Origin of the sequence: Echinicola jeungdonensis, from assembly GCF_030409905.1 — a bacterium.
Lineage (GTDB): Bacteria > Bacteroidota > Bacteroidia > Cytophagales > Cyclobacteriaceae > Echinicola > Echinicola jeungdonensis.
Genome location: NZ_JAUFQT010000001.1, coordinates 1,019,394 through 1,037,217, shown reverse-complemented (window position 1 = coordinate 1,037,217; position 17,824 = coordinate 1,019,394). Strand labels below are relative to the sequence as shown.

Genomic DNA, 17,824 nt, shown 5'->3' with positions numbered 1-17,824 from the left:
ATCATAACACGTATGTTAACTTCATTATTATTGTCTGCAGGTCTTGCACTTTTGGGTGCAGGTATCGGTGCCGGAATTGTAGCGATAGGCGCAGGTCTTGGTATCGGCCGAATTGGTGGTCAGGCTATGGAAGGAATTGCTCGTCAACCTGAAGCAGCTGGTAAAATCCAAACCGCCATGTTGATTATTGCAGCCCTTATTGAAGTGGTGTCTTTGTTTGCAGTAGTAGTTTGTCTACTTATCGCACTTAATGATGCAATCACTTTCTAAGAAGTAAAAAGAATTGGGGACAGGCGTTAGGCTTGTCCCCATACTTTCATTTGGACAAAACCATAAACTAAATATATAGATGGATCTTATCATTCCTGGTTCTGGATTAATTATTTGGCAAATAATAGGTTTCGGGATACTCTTGATTATCCTGGGAAAATTTGCCTGGAAACCGATTCTTTCTGCATTGGAAGAAAGAGAAGGGGCGATTGAGGATGCCTTAAAGGCAGCAGAAAATGCCCGAAATGAAATGGCCCACCTGAAGGCAGAAAATGAAAAACTCCTTCAGAAAGCCCGGACTGAAAGAGATCAAATCTTGAAGTCTGCTAATGAAACTTCCGCAAAAATGATCGAAGAAGCCAAAGAGGAAGCCTCTAAGGCAGGTGCGAAGATGATCGAAGATGCCAAAGCGGTAATTGAAACAGAGAAAAAAGCAGCCCTTTCTGAGGTGAAAAACCAAGTGGCAACCCTTGCTCTAGATGTGACGGAAAAATTGTTGCGCAAGCAACTGAAAACTGAAGAGTCTCAAAAAGAGCTTGTGGAAGAATTTGTAAATGACCTTAAGTTAAATTAATCAAACGCCATGTCTGTTACTAGAGTTGCTTCCCGGTATGCAAAATCATTGCTGGAGTTAGCATTGGAAAAGGGAATATTGGAAGATGTTCACCAAGACATGCAGCAGTTTCTGGATGTGGTGAAGTCTAATAGAGATTTTGCACTCCTATTGAAAAATCCGATTATCAAATCAGAAACTAAAGGAAAGGTTCTGAATTCCATTTTTTCCAAAGCCTCTTCAGATCTTACATTGTCTTTTTTTGATATTATTTCCCGCAAAAGCAGGGAGGATATACTACCTGCAATTGCCAAGGAATTCCATGATCAGTATAATCTATATAAGGGTATACAGATTGCTGAATTGACTACCTCCTTTGAGGTGGATCCGGAAATGAAGGGGAAATTTGCGGATATTGTAAAGGAAATTTCCGGAAAATCCAAGGTGGAATTGATCGAGAAAAAGGATAAAAATATAATCGGGGGTTTTGTACTGAAGGTCAATGATCGGTTGTTGGATGAATCATTGAGCAGTAAATTAAGAACACTACGTTTGGAGTTTTCTCAAAATGGATTTGAGAAACAAATTTAAATTTATAGCAATAACTATATAACTATATTCAAGAATGGCAGAAGTAAGACCTGATGAAGTTTCAGCAATCCTGAGGGAACAACTCTCAGGAGTGAGAACGGAAGCGGAACTGGAAGAAGTAGGTACAGTTCTACAAGTAGGGGATGGTGTAGCTCGTATTTATGGCTTGTCTAAAGCCCAATCCGGTGAATTGCTGGAGTTTGAAAATGGCCTCAAAGCAATGGTACTTAACCTCGAAGAGGACAATGTGGGTGCTGTATTGTTTGGGGATTCTAAAGAAGTTAAAGAAGGCGATACTGTAAAGAGGACCAAAAAAATTGCCTCCATCAAAGTGGGTGAAGGCATGTTGGGACGTGTAGTGGATACTTTGGGAAATCCAATTGATGGAAAAGGTCCTCTAAAAGGTGAACTATATGATATGCCACTGGAACGTAAAGCTCCAGGTGTAATTTATAGGCAACCTGTAAATGAGCCACTTCAGACCGGTATCAAGTCTATCGACTCCATGATTCCAATTGGTAGAGGTCAGCGGGAGTTGATCATTGGTGACCGTCAAACAGGTAAAACTGCTGTGGCCATCGATACCATCTTGAACCAGAAAGAATTTTACGATAAAGGAGAACCTGTTTTCTGTATATATGTTGCAGTTGGTCAGAAAGCTTCTACGGTAGCTGGTGTGGTTGCTGCCCTTGAAAAAGGTGGTGCACTTCCTTATACGGTTGTGGTATGTGCTTCTGCTGCAGACCCATCTCCAATGCAGTTCTTTGCTCCTTTTACCGGAGCTGCGATCGGGGAATTTTTCCGGGATACTGGTAAACCTGCCTTGGTAGTTTACGATGACCTTTCAAAGCAAGCAGTTGCTTATCGTGAGGTTTCATTGCTTTTGAGAAGACCTCCGGGACGTGAAGCATATCCTGGTGATGTATTTTATTTGCACTCAAGATTGTTGGAGAGAGCCGCCAAAATCATCTCTTCTGATAAAATTGCCAAAGAAATGAATGACCTTCCTGAGTCAATTAAGCCTTTGGCAAAAGGAGGAGGATCTTTAACTGCCCTTCCAATCATTGAAACTCAGGCAGGTGACGTTTCTGCTTATATCCCAACCAATGTGATCTCCATTACAGATGGTCAGATATTCCTTGAAACCAACCTGTTTAACTCTGGTATCCGCCCTGCAATTAACGTAGGTATATCCGTGTCCAGAGTAGGGGGTAATGCACAAATTAAATCTATGAAAAAGGTAGCAGGTACCTTGAAATTGGATCAAGCCCAGTTCCGTGAATTGGAAGCTTTTTCCAAGTTTGGATCTGATCTTGATGCCACTACTAAGAGAACCATCGAAAGGGGTAGAAGAAACCAAGAGATTTTGAAACAAAATCAATATTCTCCAGTTCCTGTAGAATATCAAACCGCCATTATCTATGCTTCTACCAAAGGTTTGATGGACCAGGTGCCTGTAGAAAAAGCAAGGGATTTTGAAAAGGAATTTTATACCTTGCTGAAAGCTCAGTATCCTGAGGCATTGAAAGCTATTCTTAAAAGTGATTTGGCAACCGCCGGTGATCTTTTGGAAAAAGCAGCCAAAGAATTGTCCCCTAAGTACGCAAAATAATTCTATTACCTCCCCCATTAGGGGGAGGATTTCGATATTCTCTACTAGTAAATTATGGCTAATTTAAAGGAAGTAAAAGAAAGGATTAACTCTGTAGTTTCCACGCAGCAAATTACCAAAGCAATGAAAATGGTGGCTGCTGCCAAACTAAGAAGAGCACAGGACAAGATTATCCAAATGCGGCCTTATTCTCAGAAATTAACTGCCATTCTGAACAACGTTTCCTCTGAAAATGAAGGAAGCGAAGATCTGATTTATGCCGATAAAAGGGAAATCAATAATGTCCTGATAGTTCCTATCACTTCTGATAAAGGGCTTTGTGGTGCTTTTAATTCTAATATCATCAAAGCAACCATGGCATCCATCAATACTGAATATACAGATCAGCATATTACGGTAATGCCATTGGGAAAAAAGGCCTATGATGTTTTCAGAAAGAAAGATTTCCCCAGTGTTACAGAATTTTATGATATATTCTCAGATGTTTCTTTTGACAGAGCCCGGGCAGCAGCAGAGTTTGCCATGAATGGTTTTACCAATGGGAAATTTGATAAGGTGATATTGGTTTACAATGAATTCAAAAATGTTGCTACTCAAATTGTGAGAAACGAGCAATTTCTTCCAATGGAAGGTGCAGCTGAAGAAAAGGATACCAATGCGACTAATATAGACTATATCATGGAACCTTCCAGGGAATATATTGTAAAGGAATTGGTCCCTAAATCCCTTAAAATTCAGTTTTACAAAGCAATCTTGGAAAGCAATGCTTCTGAGCATGGGGCCAGAATGACGGCCATGGACAAAGCAACAGATAATGCCGGTGAATTGCTGAAGGATTTGAGATTAATGTACAATAGAACCCGTCAAGCAGCTATTACAAATGAAATTCTTGAAATTGTAGCTGGAGCGGAAGCTTTGGAAAGTAGCAATTGATGCTAATACTAATAATAGGTAATAAAAAAACCTCACTTCTCAGTGAGGTTTTTTTATTAATTTTTGTTTTTAAACATTTACATGTCTTTCTGCGTGATAAGAGGATCTTACCAATGGCCCTGATTCCACATATTTAAGTCCTCTTTTCAAACCTTCCTCTCTGTAATGGTCAAAAAGGTCTGGATGGATAAATTCCGCAACCTCGATATGCATTTTTGTTGGTTGGAGGTATTGGCCAAGAGTTAAAATATCACATCCATGTTCGGCAAGGTCATCCATTGCTTTATATACCTCATCTTTGGTTTCTCCCAAACCAAGCATGATCCCAGTTTTGGTCCTTTTCCCGTATTCCTTAGTCAATTTAATTTGCTCTAATGAACGGTAATATTTGGCTTGTGGCCTTACTCTTCTGTAAAGCCTTTCCACAGTCTCCATGTTGTGGGAAACAACTTCCTGGCCTGCACTGATCATACGGTAAAGAGCATCCCAACTTGATTTTACGTCCGGGATCAAGGTTTCAATCGTAGTTTCAGGTGAAAGCTTTTTAGTTTCCACGACGGTCTGGTACCAAATTTCCGCTCCCCTGTCTTTTAACTCATCTCGGTTGACAGAAGTAATAACAGCATGTTTTACCCCCATTAATTTAATGGCTTCTGCTACTCTTTTTGGCTCTTCCTCATCATATTCAGGTGGCCTTCCAGTAGCTACCGCACAAAAGGAGCAGGAACGGGTACAAACATTCCCAAGGATCATAAAAGTAGCAGTGCCGGCTCCCCAGCACTCACCCATATTAGGGCAGTTTCCACTTTCACAGATGGTATGCAGTTTATGTTCGTCTACTAATTTCCTTACTTTGGCGTATTCTTTTCCTACTGGCAATTTCACCCTTAGCCAATCGGGCTTTTTCTTTTTGGCAGCTTCTTCGGAAATTACAGGTAATTCAATCATGTCTTTTTCTTAGCTTATCGCAAAATTAATGCATAACCCTATGAAAACCCAATTTGTAGCTTATTTCCTGAATCCGTAAAATAAGGTAAGGTAAACGGACTGAAACAATTGCCGGTTTTCCACAGTGGGCATTAGTTCTATTTTCTTTGTAAAACCCTCCAATAGATAACCTAGTTCCACCCCAGTTACATTTGACTTAAATACTCCCATCTCAAAGGTTATTGCTGCTTTGGCATTTGCACCAATAGCTAATTCAGATTCACCCAAGCCCTCAAATAACCTTCCTGGCCCTAATACATTAAACCTGCTTTGATGGACTTCAGGGTCATATTGTTCTCTTCTGGTCTGGGTACGGCTATAGGCATACTCAATGTAATAGGGCGCAACCACTCCAAAAGATGGTCCAATAGCCGATAATACCGAAATTTGAACACCTTGTTGTGGGGCTTTTTTAAATAAAATCAATTCCCGGCCGTATTGTGGCCGTATGGAATACAAATAATTGGATTTCCCATATATGTAACTATTGCCAAGTACGGTATTGTAGCGTACTTCCTTAGGGTTTTTTACATTTACCAACTCCAATGAAAAAAATTGAAAGTTCATGTCCGTAACCCGTGAGCCCAGTTTGAAATAGGCTCCACCAATAAGACCTCCATTGGTGTTTTTGTTTACACCGAATAGTACTTCTTTGTCATAATCATAATCCCCTGCTTCCAAGCCTTGGGCAAAGGAAAAATTAGTGATTACTCCAAAAAGGAATAAAAACAAATATTTGGGTTTAATAAACATCTGATGAAAGGGATTAACTCTTTAATATAGACCTATAAGTTAATAAACAAAAAAGAAAAATTAAGGTTTTATTGGGACTTTAAAAATACTGAAATTTTATTTCGGTAAGTAGTATTATATCCTGCTAAAGAAATTTCTAGGGTAATTTGATGAAACCTTTTGGCATTTATCCAGCCCATCGATTGATCATTACTTGATAGGCAAAGCTTCATTTTTCAATTTTAAAATCCATGGATTTAGTTTGGATTGGAAAGCAATAAATTCAACAAAAAATTAATTCAACTAAAAAACCAACCCTTTCCCAAAATGCTAAATGCTCCACACAAAAATAAAATATAGTTTAAGTTATCATTCTTTTCAACCTTTTAAAATACCTAATGTTTTATCTGTTGTGCCAACTTCTCCTATTTGAAAATAATAATAAGCCTTTTGCATTAAATTATATGGGAAGATAATTTTGTTATGCGATAGGTCCATCCATTTGCTTATTTTCACGTTGATTTTTATTGGATGTGTAGCATTTTGCAAAAAGGTCACGTCTTGTTAATATAAAAAGCATATTAAAACCGGGAATTTGGACCAATACCTGATAGAAGAAGCAAAGGGTGGAAATCCCAAGGCGCTTGAAAAGCTTTATAAGCATTTCTACGGGTATGCTATGAGTATTGCCCTGCGATATTCAAATTCCAGGGATGAGGCATGTGAGATCGTCAATGACAGTTTTATGAAAGCCTTTGACCGCCTTCACCAATACACCGAAAATAATTCATTCAAAGCTTGGTTTAGGCGGATATTGATCAATACCTCTATAGACTATTACAGGAAAAATGTAAAGCACTATGCGGTGATGGAAATTGAAAAAGCCAGTTCGGAAACTTATGATCCCTCCATTATCGACCACCTAACCAAAGAGGAAATATTGATGGTATTAAGGGAATTGCCGGAGCTGCTTCGGATCATTTTTAATATGTACGAAATAGAAGGCTATAACCATAATGAAATAAGTGCAGAATTAGATATACCTGCCAGTACAAGCAGAACTTATTTGGCAAGGGCAAAAAAGAAGTTGCGGGAGAAAATAGTTGCATTAAATAAAATTAAAGATGAAGGAGCAATTCGATAAAAGACTTGTGGAGAAGATAAAGGACTCCTTCCTAAGCCATGAGGAGCCACTGGAACCCAGAGAATGGGAAAGGTTTTCCCAGGCTTATTTCAATAAACCTGTCCAAAAAAGAAGATGGGTTCACTGGCCATTTTGGGTGTCAGGGTTAGCTGCTTCCTTATTATTGGTACTTGTGTTTTGGCCATTCGGGGAAAGAATTGAAGAAAATGTTCAAACTTTGACCGATTCCATTATAATAAAGAGCAAACCATTCCACGGTATAGAACCGTTGGAATCTCCGGGAATAATCCAAAAGGAGGCATCTGGAATTTCTGAGCCTAAAGGCCCCAAAACCGAAGCAATAAAAGAAAAAACTTATAAAATAGGTAGGGAAGACCATACAGGAATTGTCTTAGGTCGGGATAATAAAGATGATTTATTAAATGTTCCTTTTGTTTCCGCGTCTCAATTTTTACAGGAGAGCGATTTATTTGCATTGCGGAGTAATTCCCAACAAAAATTGACTAGCCATCAGGAAGGGGAAACAGGTTCTAAGGGAGCTATGGAATTGGACCAGGCGAAGTCCATGGTTGATCAATGGAAAAATGGAGACTCTAAGTCTGAAGAAAAAAGCGGAATGGAAAATGCTGATAATCTCAAAAAATTCCGATTGGGACTAGTTTTAGGACCACAAGCAGCCTCCAACCCAGAATCAGGGATGAATTTAGGAGGAGGAATAATGTCCGAATTGTCCTTGAGTAATAGAGTGAAAATTGATTTTGGAGTGACTTATGCCCAGCAAAAATTGGAACCTGATAATTCCAATGCACTTCCCGAATCCATGACCCTTAGGGCTCAAAATAATGCCTATACCAATAATTATATGGGATCAGAATATACCCTGAGTTATGCAAGCCTTGATATTCCCATTAATGTGAAATACAAGGTGTTGGAAAAGTCACAATCCAATTTGTTTCTGATTACCGGCCTTTCAAGCATGGTTTATTTAGATCAAAACACGGTAGAAACCTATTCGGTACAGTCCAATTTTGCCCAAGCTGCCCATGTGAATGGAGCTCTGCTTTTTGAACCTTCCATTCAGGAATATAAAACAAAATATTCTCCGGAGAGTGGGCAAAAAAAGATGGATTTGGGAAGAATGCTCAATTTGTCATTAGGATATGAGTACCAATTAAGCAATGGGACATTCATATCATTGGAACCATTTTACAAAATTCCCTTAGGGGACCTCACTTTTGCCAATCAACAGTTTTCCATTGGAGGGATGAATTTGAGAGTGAATTTTCAATTTAAAAAATAAACATATTTTAATGATGTACAGATTACTTAATTCTGCAGTTCTTTTAGCATTTTCCTCATTTCTGTTCGGCTGTTTGGGGGATTCCGAAACCCAGTATGAAAAAGATGTTGAGAGGGATGATGCTATATTGAAGAGCTATATTGATGCAAATGCTATAATGGCCAACCAAACCCAAGCAGGATTTTATTACACCAAAGATGAAACCAATGAGGATGGGGAAGAATTTCTTGAAAATTCAATTGTGGGCTTTTATTATGAAATGGAAACCTTGGGAGGACAACCAATAGCCTCTTATTGGGAAGAAGATGGAGCTCCCCTGTTATTTCACTATAACCTGAATCAGGTTACATTGTTCCCTCAGGTTATGAATCTAGCCCTCAGTTTGGCCAGAGAAGGTGAAACATTTACCCTTTATTCCCCCTCTTATCTTGCTTATTATGATTATGGTTTTGACCAACTTATTCCCCAGGACGGGAATTTTATCATTCGGGTAAAATTCGTGAGAAAATTTACAGAAGAAGAAGTGGAGGAGATAGAGGATCAACAAATTCAGGACTATATTGAAACCAACTCCCTGGAAGGATTTGAGATGGTAGAAAAAGGGGTTTATGTCAGGGTTGTAGAAGTGGGGAATCTTGAGTCCGAACCAAGTAAAAATGGAAACGTTCTGGAAATCAGCTACGAATTGGGACAATTGGGAGAGGAACCTTTTGCTGAAATTGATGAGGAACAACCCGCAGCAATTTCCCTGGGTTCAAATAATAATTTAGATTTTCTCAATGTTGCTTTGAAAGATCTCCATGAGGGAGCTGTGGTAGAAGTAATTACACCTTCCACTGCAGCATTTGGAATAACTCAACAGGTTTTGCCGTTTGAAATCCGGGAAGATTATTTCAATTTTAATGGGGTGCCCGTAACTGGCAGACCATTCGAACCTCTAATTTTCAAATCGAAAATTATTAATATTTGATAAACCAAGCTCTGGAAATCAAAAGCCCTTGAATTTTATCAAGGGCTTTTTTTATGAATATTATTGGAAGCAATAAGAATATTGACTTACAGGGCAGCCCTGTTATTAATTTATCATATTGCTAAAAAAGGGAATTTCAAGAATTTTGTTAATGGATGCTCCAAGGAATAAGGACCAAATCACGGCACTTATTAGCATATAAAGAAAGATCTTTCTTCTTTTCACCCCAAATGAGGTTAAAATAATAGTGCCTCCTATAGGGGTTAGGATAAGTGGGGTTAGGGCAGCTACACCTGGTGCCCCAAATTTTTGCCAAATGGTAATAATCCTTCTGGTTTTTGGAGTAAAGGTTTTTGGGTTCGGATTAATATGTATTTTCCATTTGTGTTTAATCCATTCTCCTAGAAAAGTGAAAAGGAATACACTTGTCATCATTCCAGAAACCGTTACAATCATAATTTCAAGGATTGTGTAATTTGCAGCAGTCCCCAAAACCGGTCCACCTATAAATTTAAAGAGGCAGACGATGTAAATTCCCAAAAATTCTAAAATGTATTCAATCATTACAAAAGAAAGTAAATATATAAGCCGTAAACCAGAAGCAATAAGCCGCCTTCCATTCTCGTAATTCGGTGTCCTGACCTCATAATAGGGTACAGAAGAAGAGTGAAACCAATCATCCAAAGAAAATCACTGGATAAAAAAGCATCAGTTACTTCGATAGGCTTTACAATAGCAGTAACACCAATAATAGAAAGAATGTTCTGCAAATTACTCCCCAAAATATTACCAATTGCTATATCGGTTTCTTTTTTTATCGCTGCCAAAATGGAAGTGGCCAATTCAGGTAAGCTAGTCCCAATGGCTATGATGGTTACTCCAATAATTCTTTCACTTACCCCAAATTTTTGAGCCAATAGGATGGCATTTTCCACCAATAATTCTGAACCATAATACAGTCCTAAAATCCCTCCAATGATGAATAAAATAGATCTTACCAAAGGAGCTTGTTTGATCTTTTCCGTTTCTTCATCACTTATTTCATCCAGTCCGTGATGCATGGTTTTGAAAAGGAACCAATTGATTAATATTAGAAGGGTGAATAATATGATTCCCTCAACCATGGAAATCATTCCATTCAAAGCTAGGGCATAAAAAAGCAAAGTGGCAAAAAGGGTGAAGCTGTAATCCCACTTTACCGCAGAAGTTCTTAAGGCAACTGGGTACACCAAAACACTAGAACCTAAAACCAAGGTAATATTTGAAATATTGGAGCCCACCACATTTCCAACGGCTATATCATTGGTGCCCTTGAGGGCAGCCGTGAGGCTCACCAATAGCTCTGGGGCGGAAGTGCCGAAAGCAACGATGGTCATCCCGATCACACTGGGACTTAATCCTAGCTTGGCAGCAACTGCAGAGGCACCATCTACCAAAACCTTACCTCCAAGGAGGAGGATAAGAAATCCAATAAAAATTAATAAATAAATCACTTTTGATTACATTTTAGGGCCAAATGATAAATCCCCCGCATCCCCAAGGCCAGGGACGATATATGCCTTGGGATTCAATTTTTCATCTAAGGCACAAGTCCAAAATTGATAAGGAATATCCAGGTTGTTCCTAATATAATCGATCCCTTCCGGGGCAGCAATGACTGAGGCAATATGGACTTTTTTGGGTTTTCCGTTTTTCCTAAGCTCATTTAATCCCGCCAAAAGCGATTTTCCTGTTGCTAACATAGGATCCACGATAATGACTTCTTTATCCTCCACCAGAGGGGCTGCCAGATAGTTAAGGTCTACCGAAATTTCGGGATTACTCTCCGATGATTTTCTAATGGCCCCAATAAAACCGCTATCTGCCTGGTCAAAATAATTGATAAACCCCTGGAAAAATGGGATGGCAGCTCTCAGGATTGAAATGAGAACAGGTTGTTCAGATAGGGTTTGTACAGATGTGTTTTTGAGGGGGGTTGAGATGGTTTGGGATTTATAAATCAGTTTTTTACTGATTTCATAGGCGAGGATTTCGCCTAGCCTTTCCAAATTGTTACGGAATCGTAGACGGTCCTCTTGCTTTTGGACATCCCTAAGCTCCAAAAGAAATTGGTTGGCAATGGAGTTATGTTGGTTTAATATAAACATACTGGCCAAAAATAAGCAAAAAAAAACCGACCTGAAAAGGCCGGTTTTTGATTATCAAATTCTTTATGAATTATTGAACCTCGAAAGAAGCTCTTCTAGCTAGCTGACGAGCATCAGCAGAGCTCTTGTCCACACTAGTATCTTCTCCATATCCTTTGTAAGAAATTCTGGAAGCATCGATACCAGCTTCAATCAATAGGTCATGAACTGCTTTGGCTCTTCTTTCAGAAAGCTTCATGTTGTAATCTTCTGGTCCGATTTCATCAGCATAACCTTTGATTTCAACATTTACACCTGGGTTTCTCTTCATGAAGTTAGCTACGTAGTTAGCTGCCGAAGAAGAGTAACCAAGTGGTTTTGCACTGTCAAATGCATAATAAACGTTAACATAACCTTCGTTGATGGCTTTCTTGAAGTAGTCTACTTCGTCGCTGCTGTCTTCAACTGGGCAACCGTTGTTAGAAGCAGGGCCTGGAACGAAAGCACATTCGTCAGTGTGATCAGGAATACCGTCGCCATCAGAATCCAAAGTAGCACCGTGAGAATCTACACGGGCACCTTGAGGAGTGTTTGGCTCTTTGTCCAAGTAATCAGGAACACCGTCGCCATCAGAGTCTTTCAACATATCCTTGATCTCTCCGATTTGGCTTTCCAACTCATCCTTGGTGGCATACTTGTCTTCTCTTACATACCAGTCAGCATGCGTATCGTTGCCGCCTAGGTAGAAAGAAAGACCTAAGGTACCTGTCCAAGAAACAGCGTTGGTACCATAAAACCCTGGGTCGATGGCATTAATCGAAGAAGCTCCGTCAAATGCGATGGTCTGACGGCCAGCAATAATGGTGCTGATATCACCATTCAAGGCTACTCTTTCACTAAGCTTAACTTGACCGGTAAGACCGGCGATAAAGTTATAAACTTGATCTTCTTCATCAGCCCAAGTGTTTTGTTTAGGGGTGATTTGGCCGAAACCTGCACCGAAGTGACCTAGCAATCCTAGACTTCTGCTGAAAGTTTCAAAGTTCATCATTGCCCCAAGGTTGGCCACACCCTGAAGGTTTACTCGGTAATAATTTGTTTCAAAAGATGGGTGCCCTTCAGCTTCTTGAAATTTACCAAAACCATAATCCAGTTTCGCACCGAATTTTTCATTAAACATGTATCTGACACCAAAGTCAGCATGTCCCAAATTTAAGGTAGGAGAATAATAGCCTGGCGTCAAAGGAGCCATGGCTTTATTGAATCCTCCGTTTACATCGATTGACCACTTATTGAAGTCGTCCTGGGCATTAGCTCCAACTGCCAATGCTCCTGCCATTAAGCTTGATAGTAATAATTTTTTCATGATTACAAAAAATTTTTTTCCAAAATTAAGTGTTTAATTGATTTAAATCCAAACTTAGTAACTGTTAACTGATATGCAAATGTATATTTTTTATTCAAAAACTATAAATTTTTGACTGTTTGTTTTGAACTAATTAGTCCGATCTTTGCAAAATATTCAACTCATAAATTGTGCCAATCATGGAGCTTTTGAAAGAAATCCTCAACATAAGGGGTGTTTCCGGAGATGAACATGAAATTTCATCCTTTATAATCAATTATGTCCTCCAACGGAGGAACCAATGGAAGGTTGTCCCAGAGGTATTCTATGGGGATAGATTTCAAGATAATGTTGTATTAAAATTTGGTGATCCAAGAACTGCAGTTTTTGCCCATATAGATACCATAGGTTTTACCTCAAGGTATGAAAATCAGTTGGTTCCAGTAGGTGGCCCCGATGTAAATGATGGAGATGAATTGGAAGGGGAGGATCTCCTTGGGCCCATAGCTTGTAAAATTAAAATACAAGATGAAAAAGTTTTTCATGATTTCCCCAGAGGGATTTTGCCTGGTACCAATTTAAGTTTCCGGCAAAATTTAAGGATAGGTGAAGAATTTATCCAAGGGGCCTACTTGGATAATCGGCTGGGTGTATATAATGCATTGAAATTGTGTGAGGATTTAACTGATGGGGTAGTTGTATTTTCCACATATGAGGAACATGGGGGTGGAAGTGTCCCTTTTTTACTCAAATTTATTTACGAGCAATGGGAAATCAGGCAGGCATTGGTTTCTGATATTACCTGGGTGACTGATGGGGTGATTCATGGAAATGGTACCGCTATTTCGCTGAGGGATAAATTTATCCCTAGAAAAGTTTTTTTGAATAAAATTGTTTCATTGGCAGAAAAGAGTGGAATTCCCTATCAAATAGAAGTTGAAGGTGCCGGGGGGAGTGACGGCAGGGAAATCCAGATGAGCCCTTATCCAGTGGATTGGTGCTTTATTGGAGCACCAGAGGACCATGTTCATACCCCAAATGAAAAGGTGGCTTTAAAGGATTTGGAATCTATGCTGGCACTGTACCGGTACTTAATGGTTCACCTGTAAGCCTTTGTCCCTATATTAATAGGAATGGGCCACCAAATTTCTCTATATTTGTATTGCCCTGATATAGGGCATTTTTGTTAATCATATGATTACACTAAAAGACAAACAGTTTGTTTCCTTTATTCCTGAGGAGGATCTGAAAAAAAGAGTTGCCGAGTTGGGAGATCAATTGACAACAGATTATAAAGGGAAAACGCCTTTGGTAATTGGGGTTCTCAATGGTTCTTTTATGTTTCTCTCGGACCTTCTCAAAAAAATTGACCTGGAGGTGGAAGTTTCCTTTGTCAAAATTTCCTCCTATGAATCGATGAGTTCTACAGGGAAAATAAATGGGTTGATTGGGTTGAATGAGGAGTTGGAGGGACGGGAAGTTTTGATCGTGGAAGATATTGTTGATACCGGGCGAAGCATTGAACATATGCTAAAAGCAGTAAAGGAAAAAAAGCCAAAAAATGTAGCGGTTGTCAGTTTGTTGTTTAAGCCCAAAGCTTTAAGGGCTCCTGTAGATGTAGAATACATTGGCTTTGAAATACCCAATAAGTTTGTCGTAGGATATGGGATGGACTATGAGGGGGTGGGAAGGAATATTAAAGAAATTTATCAACTTAAATAAGCGGTTTCGGCCGGATACAATCTTTAAAATTAAACATCATGCTTAATATCGTTTTATTTGGACCTCCTGGTGCCGGAAAGGGGACACAAAGTGAAAAACTTATTGATAAATATGAACTGGAACACATTTCCACCGGGGATCTTTTTAGAAAGCACTTGGGAAATGGTACTGAGCTAGGAAAGCTTGCCCGTAAATATATGGATGAGGGAAGGCTTGTTCCTGATGAAGTAGTCATTGGAATGGTTGACGATAAAATAAAAAATTCTCCGGACGTTAAGGGTTTTATTTTTGATGGATTTCCACGGACGGTCGCCCAAGCGGAAGCCTTGGACAATTTATTAGAGGAAAAATCAATGGATATCTCCGGTATGATAGCTTTGGAGGTCCCTGAAGAGGAATTGAAAGAAAGGATAAGAGGGAGAGGAAAAACATCAGGGAGAGCTGACGACCAGGATGAGGAAAAAATCAATACAAGAATTAAAGTTTACCAGGAGGAGACTCTTCCTGTGGCAACTTATTACAAAGAGCAAGGGAAATTTTCCGGAATATATGGGGTAGGTGAGATTGATGAGATATTTAGTCTGATCTGTGCAGTGATCGACCGGTATTAATCCTGAAAATTAATTGTACCTTTGTGGGAAATCTTATTGGCTAAGAGCTTGTTCTTAGCCAATTTTATTTATGGGTAAATAATATTAAACGTGGCAGATTCGAATTTTATTGATTATGTAAAGTTTTGTTCCCGGTCGGGTGCTGGTGGAGCTGGGTCTGCCCACTTCCGCCGGGAAAAGCATGTGCCTAAGGGTGGGCCTGATGGAGGAGATGGAGGGAGAGGTGGCCATATTATCCTTAGGGGAAATTCCCAGCTTTGGACTTTGCTACACCTTAAATATAGAAAGCACGTCATCGCTAAAAATGGAAATGGTGGGGAAGGAGGCCGTAGAAAGGGGAAAGACGGTGCAGATGTGATTTTGGAAGTTCCGTTGGGAACCGTGGCTAAGGATGCGGAAACAGGAGACGTGCGGTTTGAAATTACCGAGCATGATCAGGAAGTTGTTTTAACCAAAGGGGGAAGAGGAGGTCTTGGAAATGATCATTTTAAAACTTCAACCAATCAAGCCCCGCATTATGCCCAACCAGGAGAACCGGGAATAGAAGAATGGATAATCCTGGAGTTAAAATTGTTGGCCGATGTGGGATTAGTGGGATTTCCCAATGCTGGTAAATCTACCCTGTTATCCAGTATCTCGGCAGCTAAGCCAGAAATCGGGGATTACCCTTTTACCACCTTGGTGCCCAATTTGGGAGTAGTGCCTTATCGTGGAGACAAATCCTTTGTCATGGCAGATATTCCAGGTATAATCGAGGGTGCCGCTGAAGGTAAAGGCTTGGGAATTCGCTTTTTAAGACATATCGAAAGGAACTCCATTTTATTATTTATGGTTCCAGTGGATGCTGACAGTATCAAAAAGGAATATGAAATACTGGTAAAGGAACTAAAGAAATACAACCCTGAGTTATTGGATAAAAGGAGGATATTGGCCCTTTCCAAATCTGATATGTTAGATGAAGAGTTGATGGAAGAAATGAAATCAGATGTGCCGGAAGGAGTAGATTATCTGTTTGTTTCCTCAGTAAGTGCATATAACCTTGACAGGTTGAAAGATTTGATTTGGAAGGCAATAGTAGAATAATGCCACTTTGTCAGGAAAAAGAAAGTGGCAAACTAATTGATAAGATGTGGGTGCTTTAGTGTATCAAATTTATTATGACTGAGAAAGAAAACATATCAAAAGAGAAAATGGATAAGGATAAATTAGCTTCAGAAGAGCAGGTTGGAGAGCAAGAACAAAACATTAAAGCCGAGAAGGGTACGGAAAACCAAGAGGCAGAGGCTGAAGAGAACCAGGAAGCTCAGGAAAAGGAAGAATTGTCAGCTGAAGAAAAGCTTCAAATTGAAAACCAGGAATTGAAGGACAAGTTCCTGAGGCTTTATTCCGAATTTGAAAATTACAGGAGGAGAACTAGCAAGGAGAGGTTGGAATTGATCAAAACAGCGTCTGAAGATGTTTTGAAGGACCTTATTCCTGTTGTGGATGATTTTGAGAGGGCTATCAAAGCTGAGGAAAAAGAAGGGGGAGATAAAAATGCCCTTGAAGGAAGCTTGCTCATTTATAATAAGCTGATTAAGGTATTGGAGTCCAAAGGGCTCAAGGTTATGGAAGACCAAGTTGGAAAAGATTTTGATTCCGAACATCAGGAAGCAATCACAAAAATTCCTGCTCCAAGTGAAGATATGAAAGGAAAGGTAATAGATGTGGTGGAAAAAGGCTATATGCTTGGTGATAAAGTAGTGAGGTTTGCCAAGGTAGTCATTGGATCTTAATAATTATGACAAAAAGAGACTATTACGAAATTTTAGGCGTATCCAAAGATGCTAGCCAGGGAGAAATTAAAAAAGCTTACCGTAAACTTGCCCTAAAATATCATCCGGACAAAAATCCGGATGACAAAAGTGCGGAAGAAAAATTTAAAGAAGCTGCGGAAGCTTATGAGGTGTTAAGCAATGCCGAAAAAAGGGAGCGATACGATCGTTTTGGCCACCAAGGCGTCAGTGGAAATGGCGGATTTGGCGGCGGTGCTGGCATGAATATGGATGACATCTTCTCCCAATTTGGTGATATTTTTGGTGGAGGAGGCGGATTTGAGTCTTTCTTTGGCGGGGGAGCCCGTGGTGGAAGAAGGGCCAAAAAAGGAACCAACCTTCGTGTAAAATTAAAATTGAACCTTAAGGAAGTAGCTAATGGTGTTGAGAAAAAAATCAAAGTTAAACGCCAGATAGTTGCTGATGGAGTGACGTTTAAGTCTTGCTCAACCTGTCAGGGAACAGGACAGATCAAAAAAGTGGTCAACACCATGCTTGGTCAGATGGTTTCAGCAAGCACTTGCCCTAATTGTGGGGGAAGCGGGCAAATGATTGACAAAAAGCCCGACCATGCGGATGCCAGAGGTTTGGAAATAAAAGAAGAGGTGATTCCAATTAACATTCCTGGTGGTGTAGCTGATGGAATGCAGTTGAGCCTTTCAGGAAAAGGTAATGAGATCCCTGGAGGGATGGCTGGAGACCTATTGATTGTCATTGAAGAAATTGAGGATGAAATCCTTCAAAGAGATGGTAATAATGTGGTTTATGATCTTTATGCCAGCTTTATTGATGCTGCATTGGGTGCTCATATTGAGGTCCCAACCATCGATGGAAAGGTGAAAATCAAACTTGACCCAGGTACCCAAAGTGGTAAAATTTTGCGGCTAAAAGGGAAAGGGATCAAGGATTTGAATGGATATGGTCGAGGGGATCAATTGATCCATGTCAATGTTTGGACACCCAAACAGCTTACTAAAGAGGAAAGAGAAAAATTGGAATCCTTAAGAGATTCGGAGAATTTTATTCCCGATCCAGGAAATTCCGAAAAGAGCTTGTTTGATAAAATGAAGGAGTTCTTTTAAAAGGAAATCCATTTAAGAAAATATAAAAGCCG

General features: G+C 39.6%; 19 protein-coding genes. 14 read left to right on the top strand and 5 right to left on the bottom strand.

What is annotated here, in order from left to right; translation table 11 throughout:
• Positions 1–12: 12 nt before the first annotated feature.
• The 5 genes from atpE (at position 13) to atpG (ending at position 3,959) form a co-directional block, all read left to right on the top strand.
• A complete protein-coding gene (gene atpE, locus QWY93_RS04430) occupies positions 13–270 on the top strand; it encodes an ATP synthase F0 subunit C (RefSeq protein ID WP_290246967.1) in 258 nt (85 codons plus the stop codon).
• A 79-nt stretch (positions 271–349) separates the two neighbouring features.
• A complete protein-coding gene (locus QWY93_RS04425) occupies positions 350–844 on the top strand; it encodes a F0F1 ATP synthase subunit B (protein WP_290246966.1) in 495 nt (164 codons plus the stop codon).
• A gap of 9 nt (positions 845–853) precedes the next feature.
• A complete protein-coding gene (atpH, locus tag QWY93_RS04420; RefSeq protein WP_290246965.1) occupies positions 854–1,414 on the top strand; it encodes an ATP synthase F1 subunit delta in 561 nt (186 codons plus the stop codon).
• Positions 1,415–1,448: 34 nt separating this feature from the next.
• Positions 1,449–3,026 (top strand): F0F1 ATP synthase subunit alpha, encoded by a 1,578-nt coding sequence (gene atpA, locus QWY93_RS04415; protein WP_290246964.1) that lies wholly within the window; start codon positions 1,449–1,451, stop codon positions 3,024–3,026.
• A 54-nt stretch (positions 3,027–3,080) separates the two neighbouring features.
• Complete coding sequence (atpG, locus tag QWY93_RS04410; protein ID WP_290246963.1) at positions 3,081–3,959, top strand: ATP synthase F1 subunit gamma; 879 nt, start codon at positions 3,081–3,083, stop codon at positions 3,957–3,959.
• Positions 3,960–4,028: 69 nt separating this feature from the next.
• On the opposite strand, the gene lipA is transcribed toward atpG, so the two are convergent.
• The gene (gene lipA / locus QWY93_RS04405; RefSeq protein ID WP_290246962.1) at positions 4,029–4,907 is read right to left on the bottom strand and encodes a lipoyl synthase; all 879 of its coding nucleotides are present in this window, start codon (positions 4,905–4,907) and stop codon (positions 4,029–4,031) included.
• 60 nt (positions 4,908–4,967) lie between these two features.
• Positions 4,968–5,699, bottom strand: a complete 732-nt coding sequence (locus QWY93_RS04400; protein ID WP_290246961.1) for a hypothetical protein — start codon at positions 5,697–5,699, stop codon at positions 4,968–4,970.
• Positions 5,700–6,273: 574 nt separating this feature from the next.
• Between QWY93_RS04400 and QWY93_RS04395 the strand changes: the two genes are divergently transcribed.
• The 3 genes from QWY93_RS04395 to QWY93_RS04385 are packed head-to-tail and all read left to right on the top strand — an operon-like array spanning position 6,274 to position 9,092.
• The gene (locus QWY93_RS04395) at positions 6,274–6,822 is read left to right on the top strand and encodes an RNA polymerase sigma factor (RefSeq protein ID WP_290246960.1); all 549 of its coding nucleotides are present in this window, start codon (positions 6,274–6,276) and stop codon (positions 6,820–6,822) included.
• A complete protein-coding gene (locus QWY93_RS04390) occupies positions 6,803–8,122 on the top strand; it encodes an outer membrane beta-barrel protein (RefSeq protein ID WP_290246959.1) in 1,320 nt (439 codons plus the stop codon). Before QWY93_RS04395 ends, QWY93_RS04390 begins: the two co-directional genes overlap by 20 nt.
• Before the next feature lie 10 nt (positions 8,123–8,132).
• Positions 8,133–9,092 carry an FKBP-type peptidyl-prolyl cis-trans isomerase gene (locus QWY93_RS04385; RefSeq protein ID WP_290246958.1) on the top strand — a complete coding sequence of 320 codons (960 nt, stop codon included), beginning with the start codon at positions 8,133–8,135 and terminating at the stop codon, positions 9,090–9,092.
• 563 nt (positions 9,093–9,655) lie between these two features.
• Here QWY93_RS04385 and QWY93_RS04375 read toward each other — a convergent pair.
• The 3 genes from QWY93_RS04375 to QWY93_RS04365 form a co-directional block, all read right to left on the bottom strand.
• Complete coding sequence (locus QWY93_RS04375; RefSeq protein WP_290246956.1) at positions 9,656–10,585, bottom strand: calcium/sodium antiporter; 930 nt, start codon at positions 10,583–10,585, stop codon at positions 9,656–9,658.
• 6 nt (positions 10,586–10,591) lie between these two features.
• On the bottom strand, positions 10,592–11,239 hold the full coding sequence (upp, locus tag QWY93_RS04370) for a uracil phosphoribosyltransferase (protein ID WP_290246955.1): 648 nt from the start codon (positions 11,237–11,239) through the stop codon (positions 10,592–10,594).
• Positions 11,240–11,309: 70 nt separating this feature from the next.
• Positions 11,310–12,584 (bottom strand): OmpA family protein, encoded by a 1,275-nt coding sequence (locus QWY93_RS04365; protein ID WP_290246954.1) that lies wholly within the window; start codon positions 12,582–12,584, stop codon positions 11,310–11,312.
• Between the two features lie 179 nt (positions 12,585–12,763).
• Between QWY93_RS04365 and QWY93_RS04360 the strand changes: the two genes are divergently transcribed.
• From QWY93_RS04360 to dnaJ, 6 genes are all read left to right on the top strand, one after another.
• Entirely contained in the window at positions 12,764–13,672 is a 909-nt protein-coding gene (locus QWY93_RS04360; protein ID WP_290246953.1) for a M20/M25/M40 family metallo-hydrolase, read from the top strand.
• 85 nt (positions 13,673–13,757) lie between these two features.
• Positions 13,758–14,285 (top strand): hypoxanthine phosphoribosyltransferase, encoded by a 528-nt coding sequence (gene hpt, locus QWY93_RS04355; protein ID WP_290246952.1) that lies wholly within the window; start codon positions 13,758–13,760, stop codon positions 14,283–14,285.
• Between the two features lie 38 nt (positions 14,286–14,323).
• Positions 14,324–14,896 (top strand): adenylate kinase, encoded by a 573-nt coding sequence (locus QWY93_RS04350; protein WP_290246951.1) that lies wholly within the window; start codon positions 14,324–14,326, stop codon positions 14,894–14,896.
• Positions 14,897–14,986: 90 nt separating this feature from the next.
• Positions 14,987–15,979, top strand: a complete 993-nt coding sequence (gene obgE / locus QWY93_RS04345; RefSeq protein ID WP_290246950.1) for a GTPase ObgE — start codon at positions 14,987–14,989, stop codon at positions 15,977–15,979.
• Positions 15,980–16,053: 74 nt separating this feature from the next.
• Positions 16,054–16,671 carry a nucleotide exchange factor GrpE gene (locus QWY93_RS04340; RefSeq protein WP_290246949.1) on the top strand — a complete coding sequence of 206 codons (618 nt, stop codon included), beginning with the start codon at positions 16,054–16,056 and terminating at the stop codon, positions 16,669–16,671.
• 5 nt (positions 16,672–16,676) lie between these two features.
• The gene (gene dnaJ / locus QWY93_RS04335) at positions 16,677–17,792 is read left to right on the top strand and encodes a molecular chaperone DnaJ (protein WP_290246948.1); all 1,116 of its coding nucleotides are present in this window, start codon (positions 16,677–16,679) and stop codon (positions 17,790–17,792) included.
• Positions 17,793–17,824: the final 32 nt, after the last annotated feature.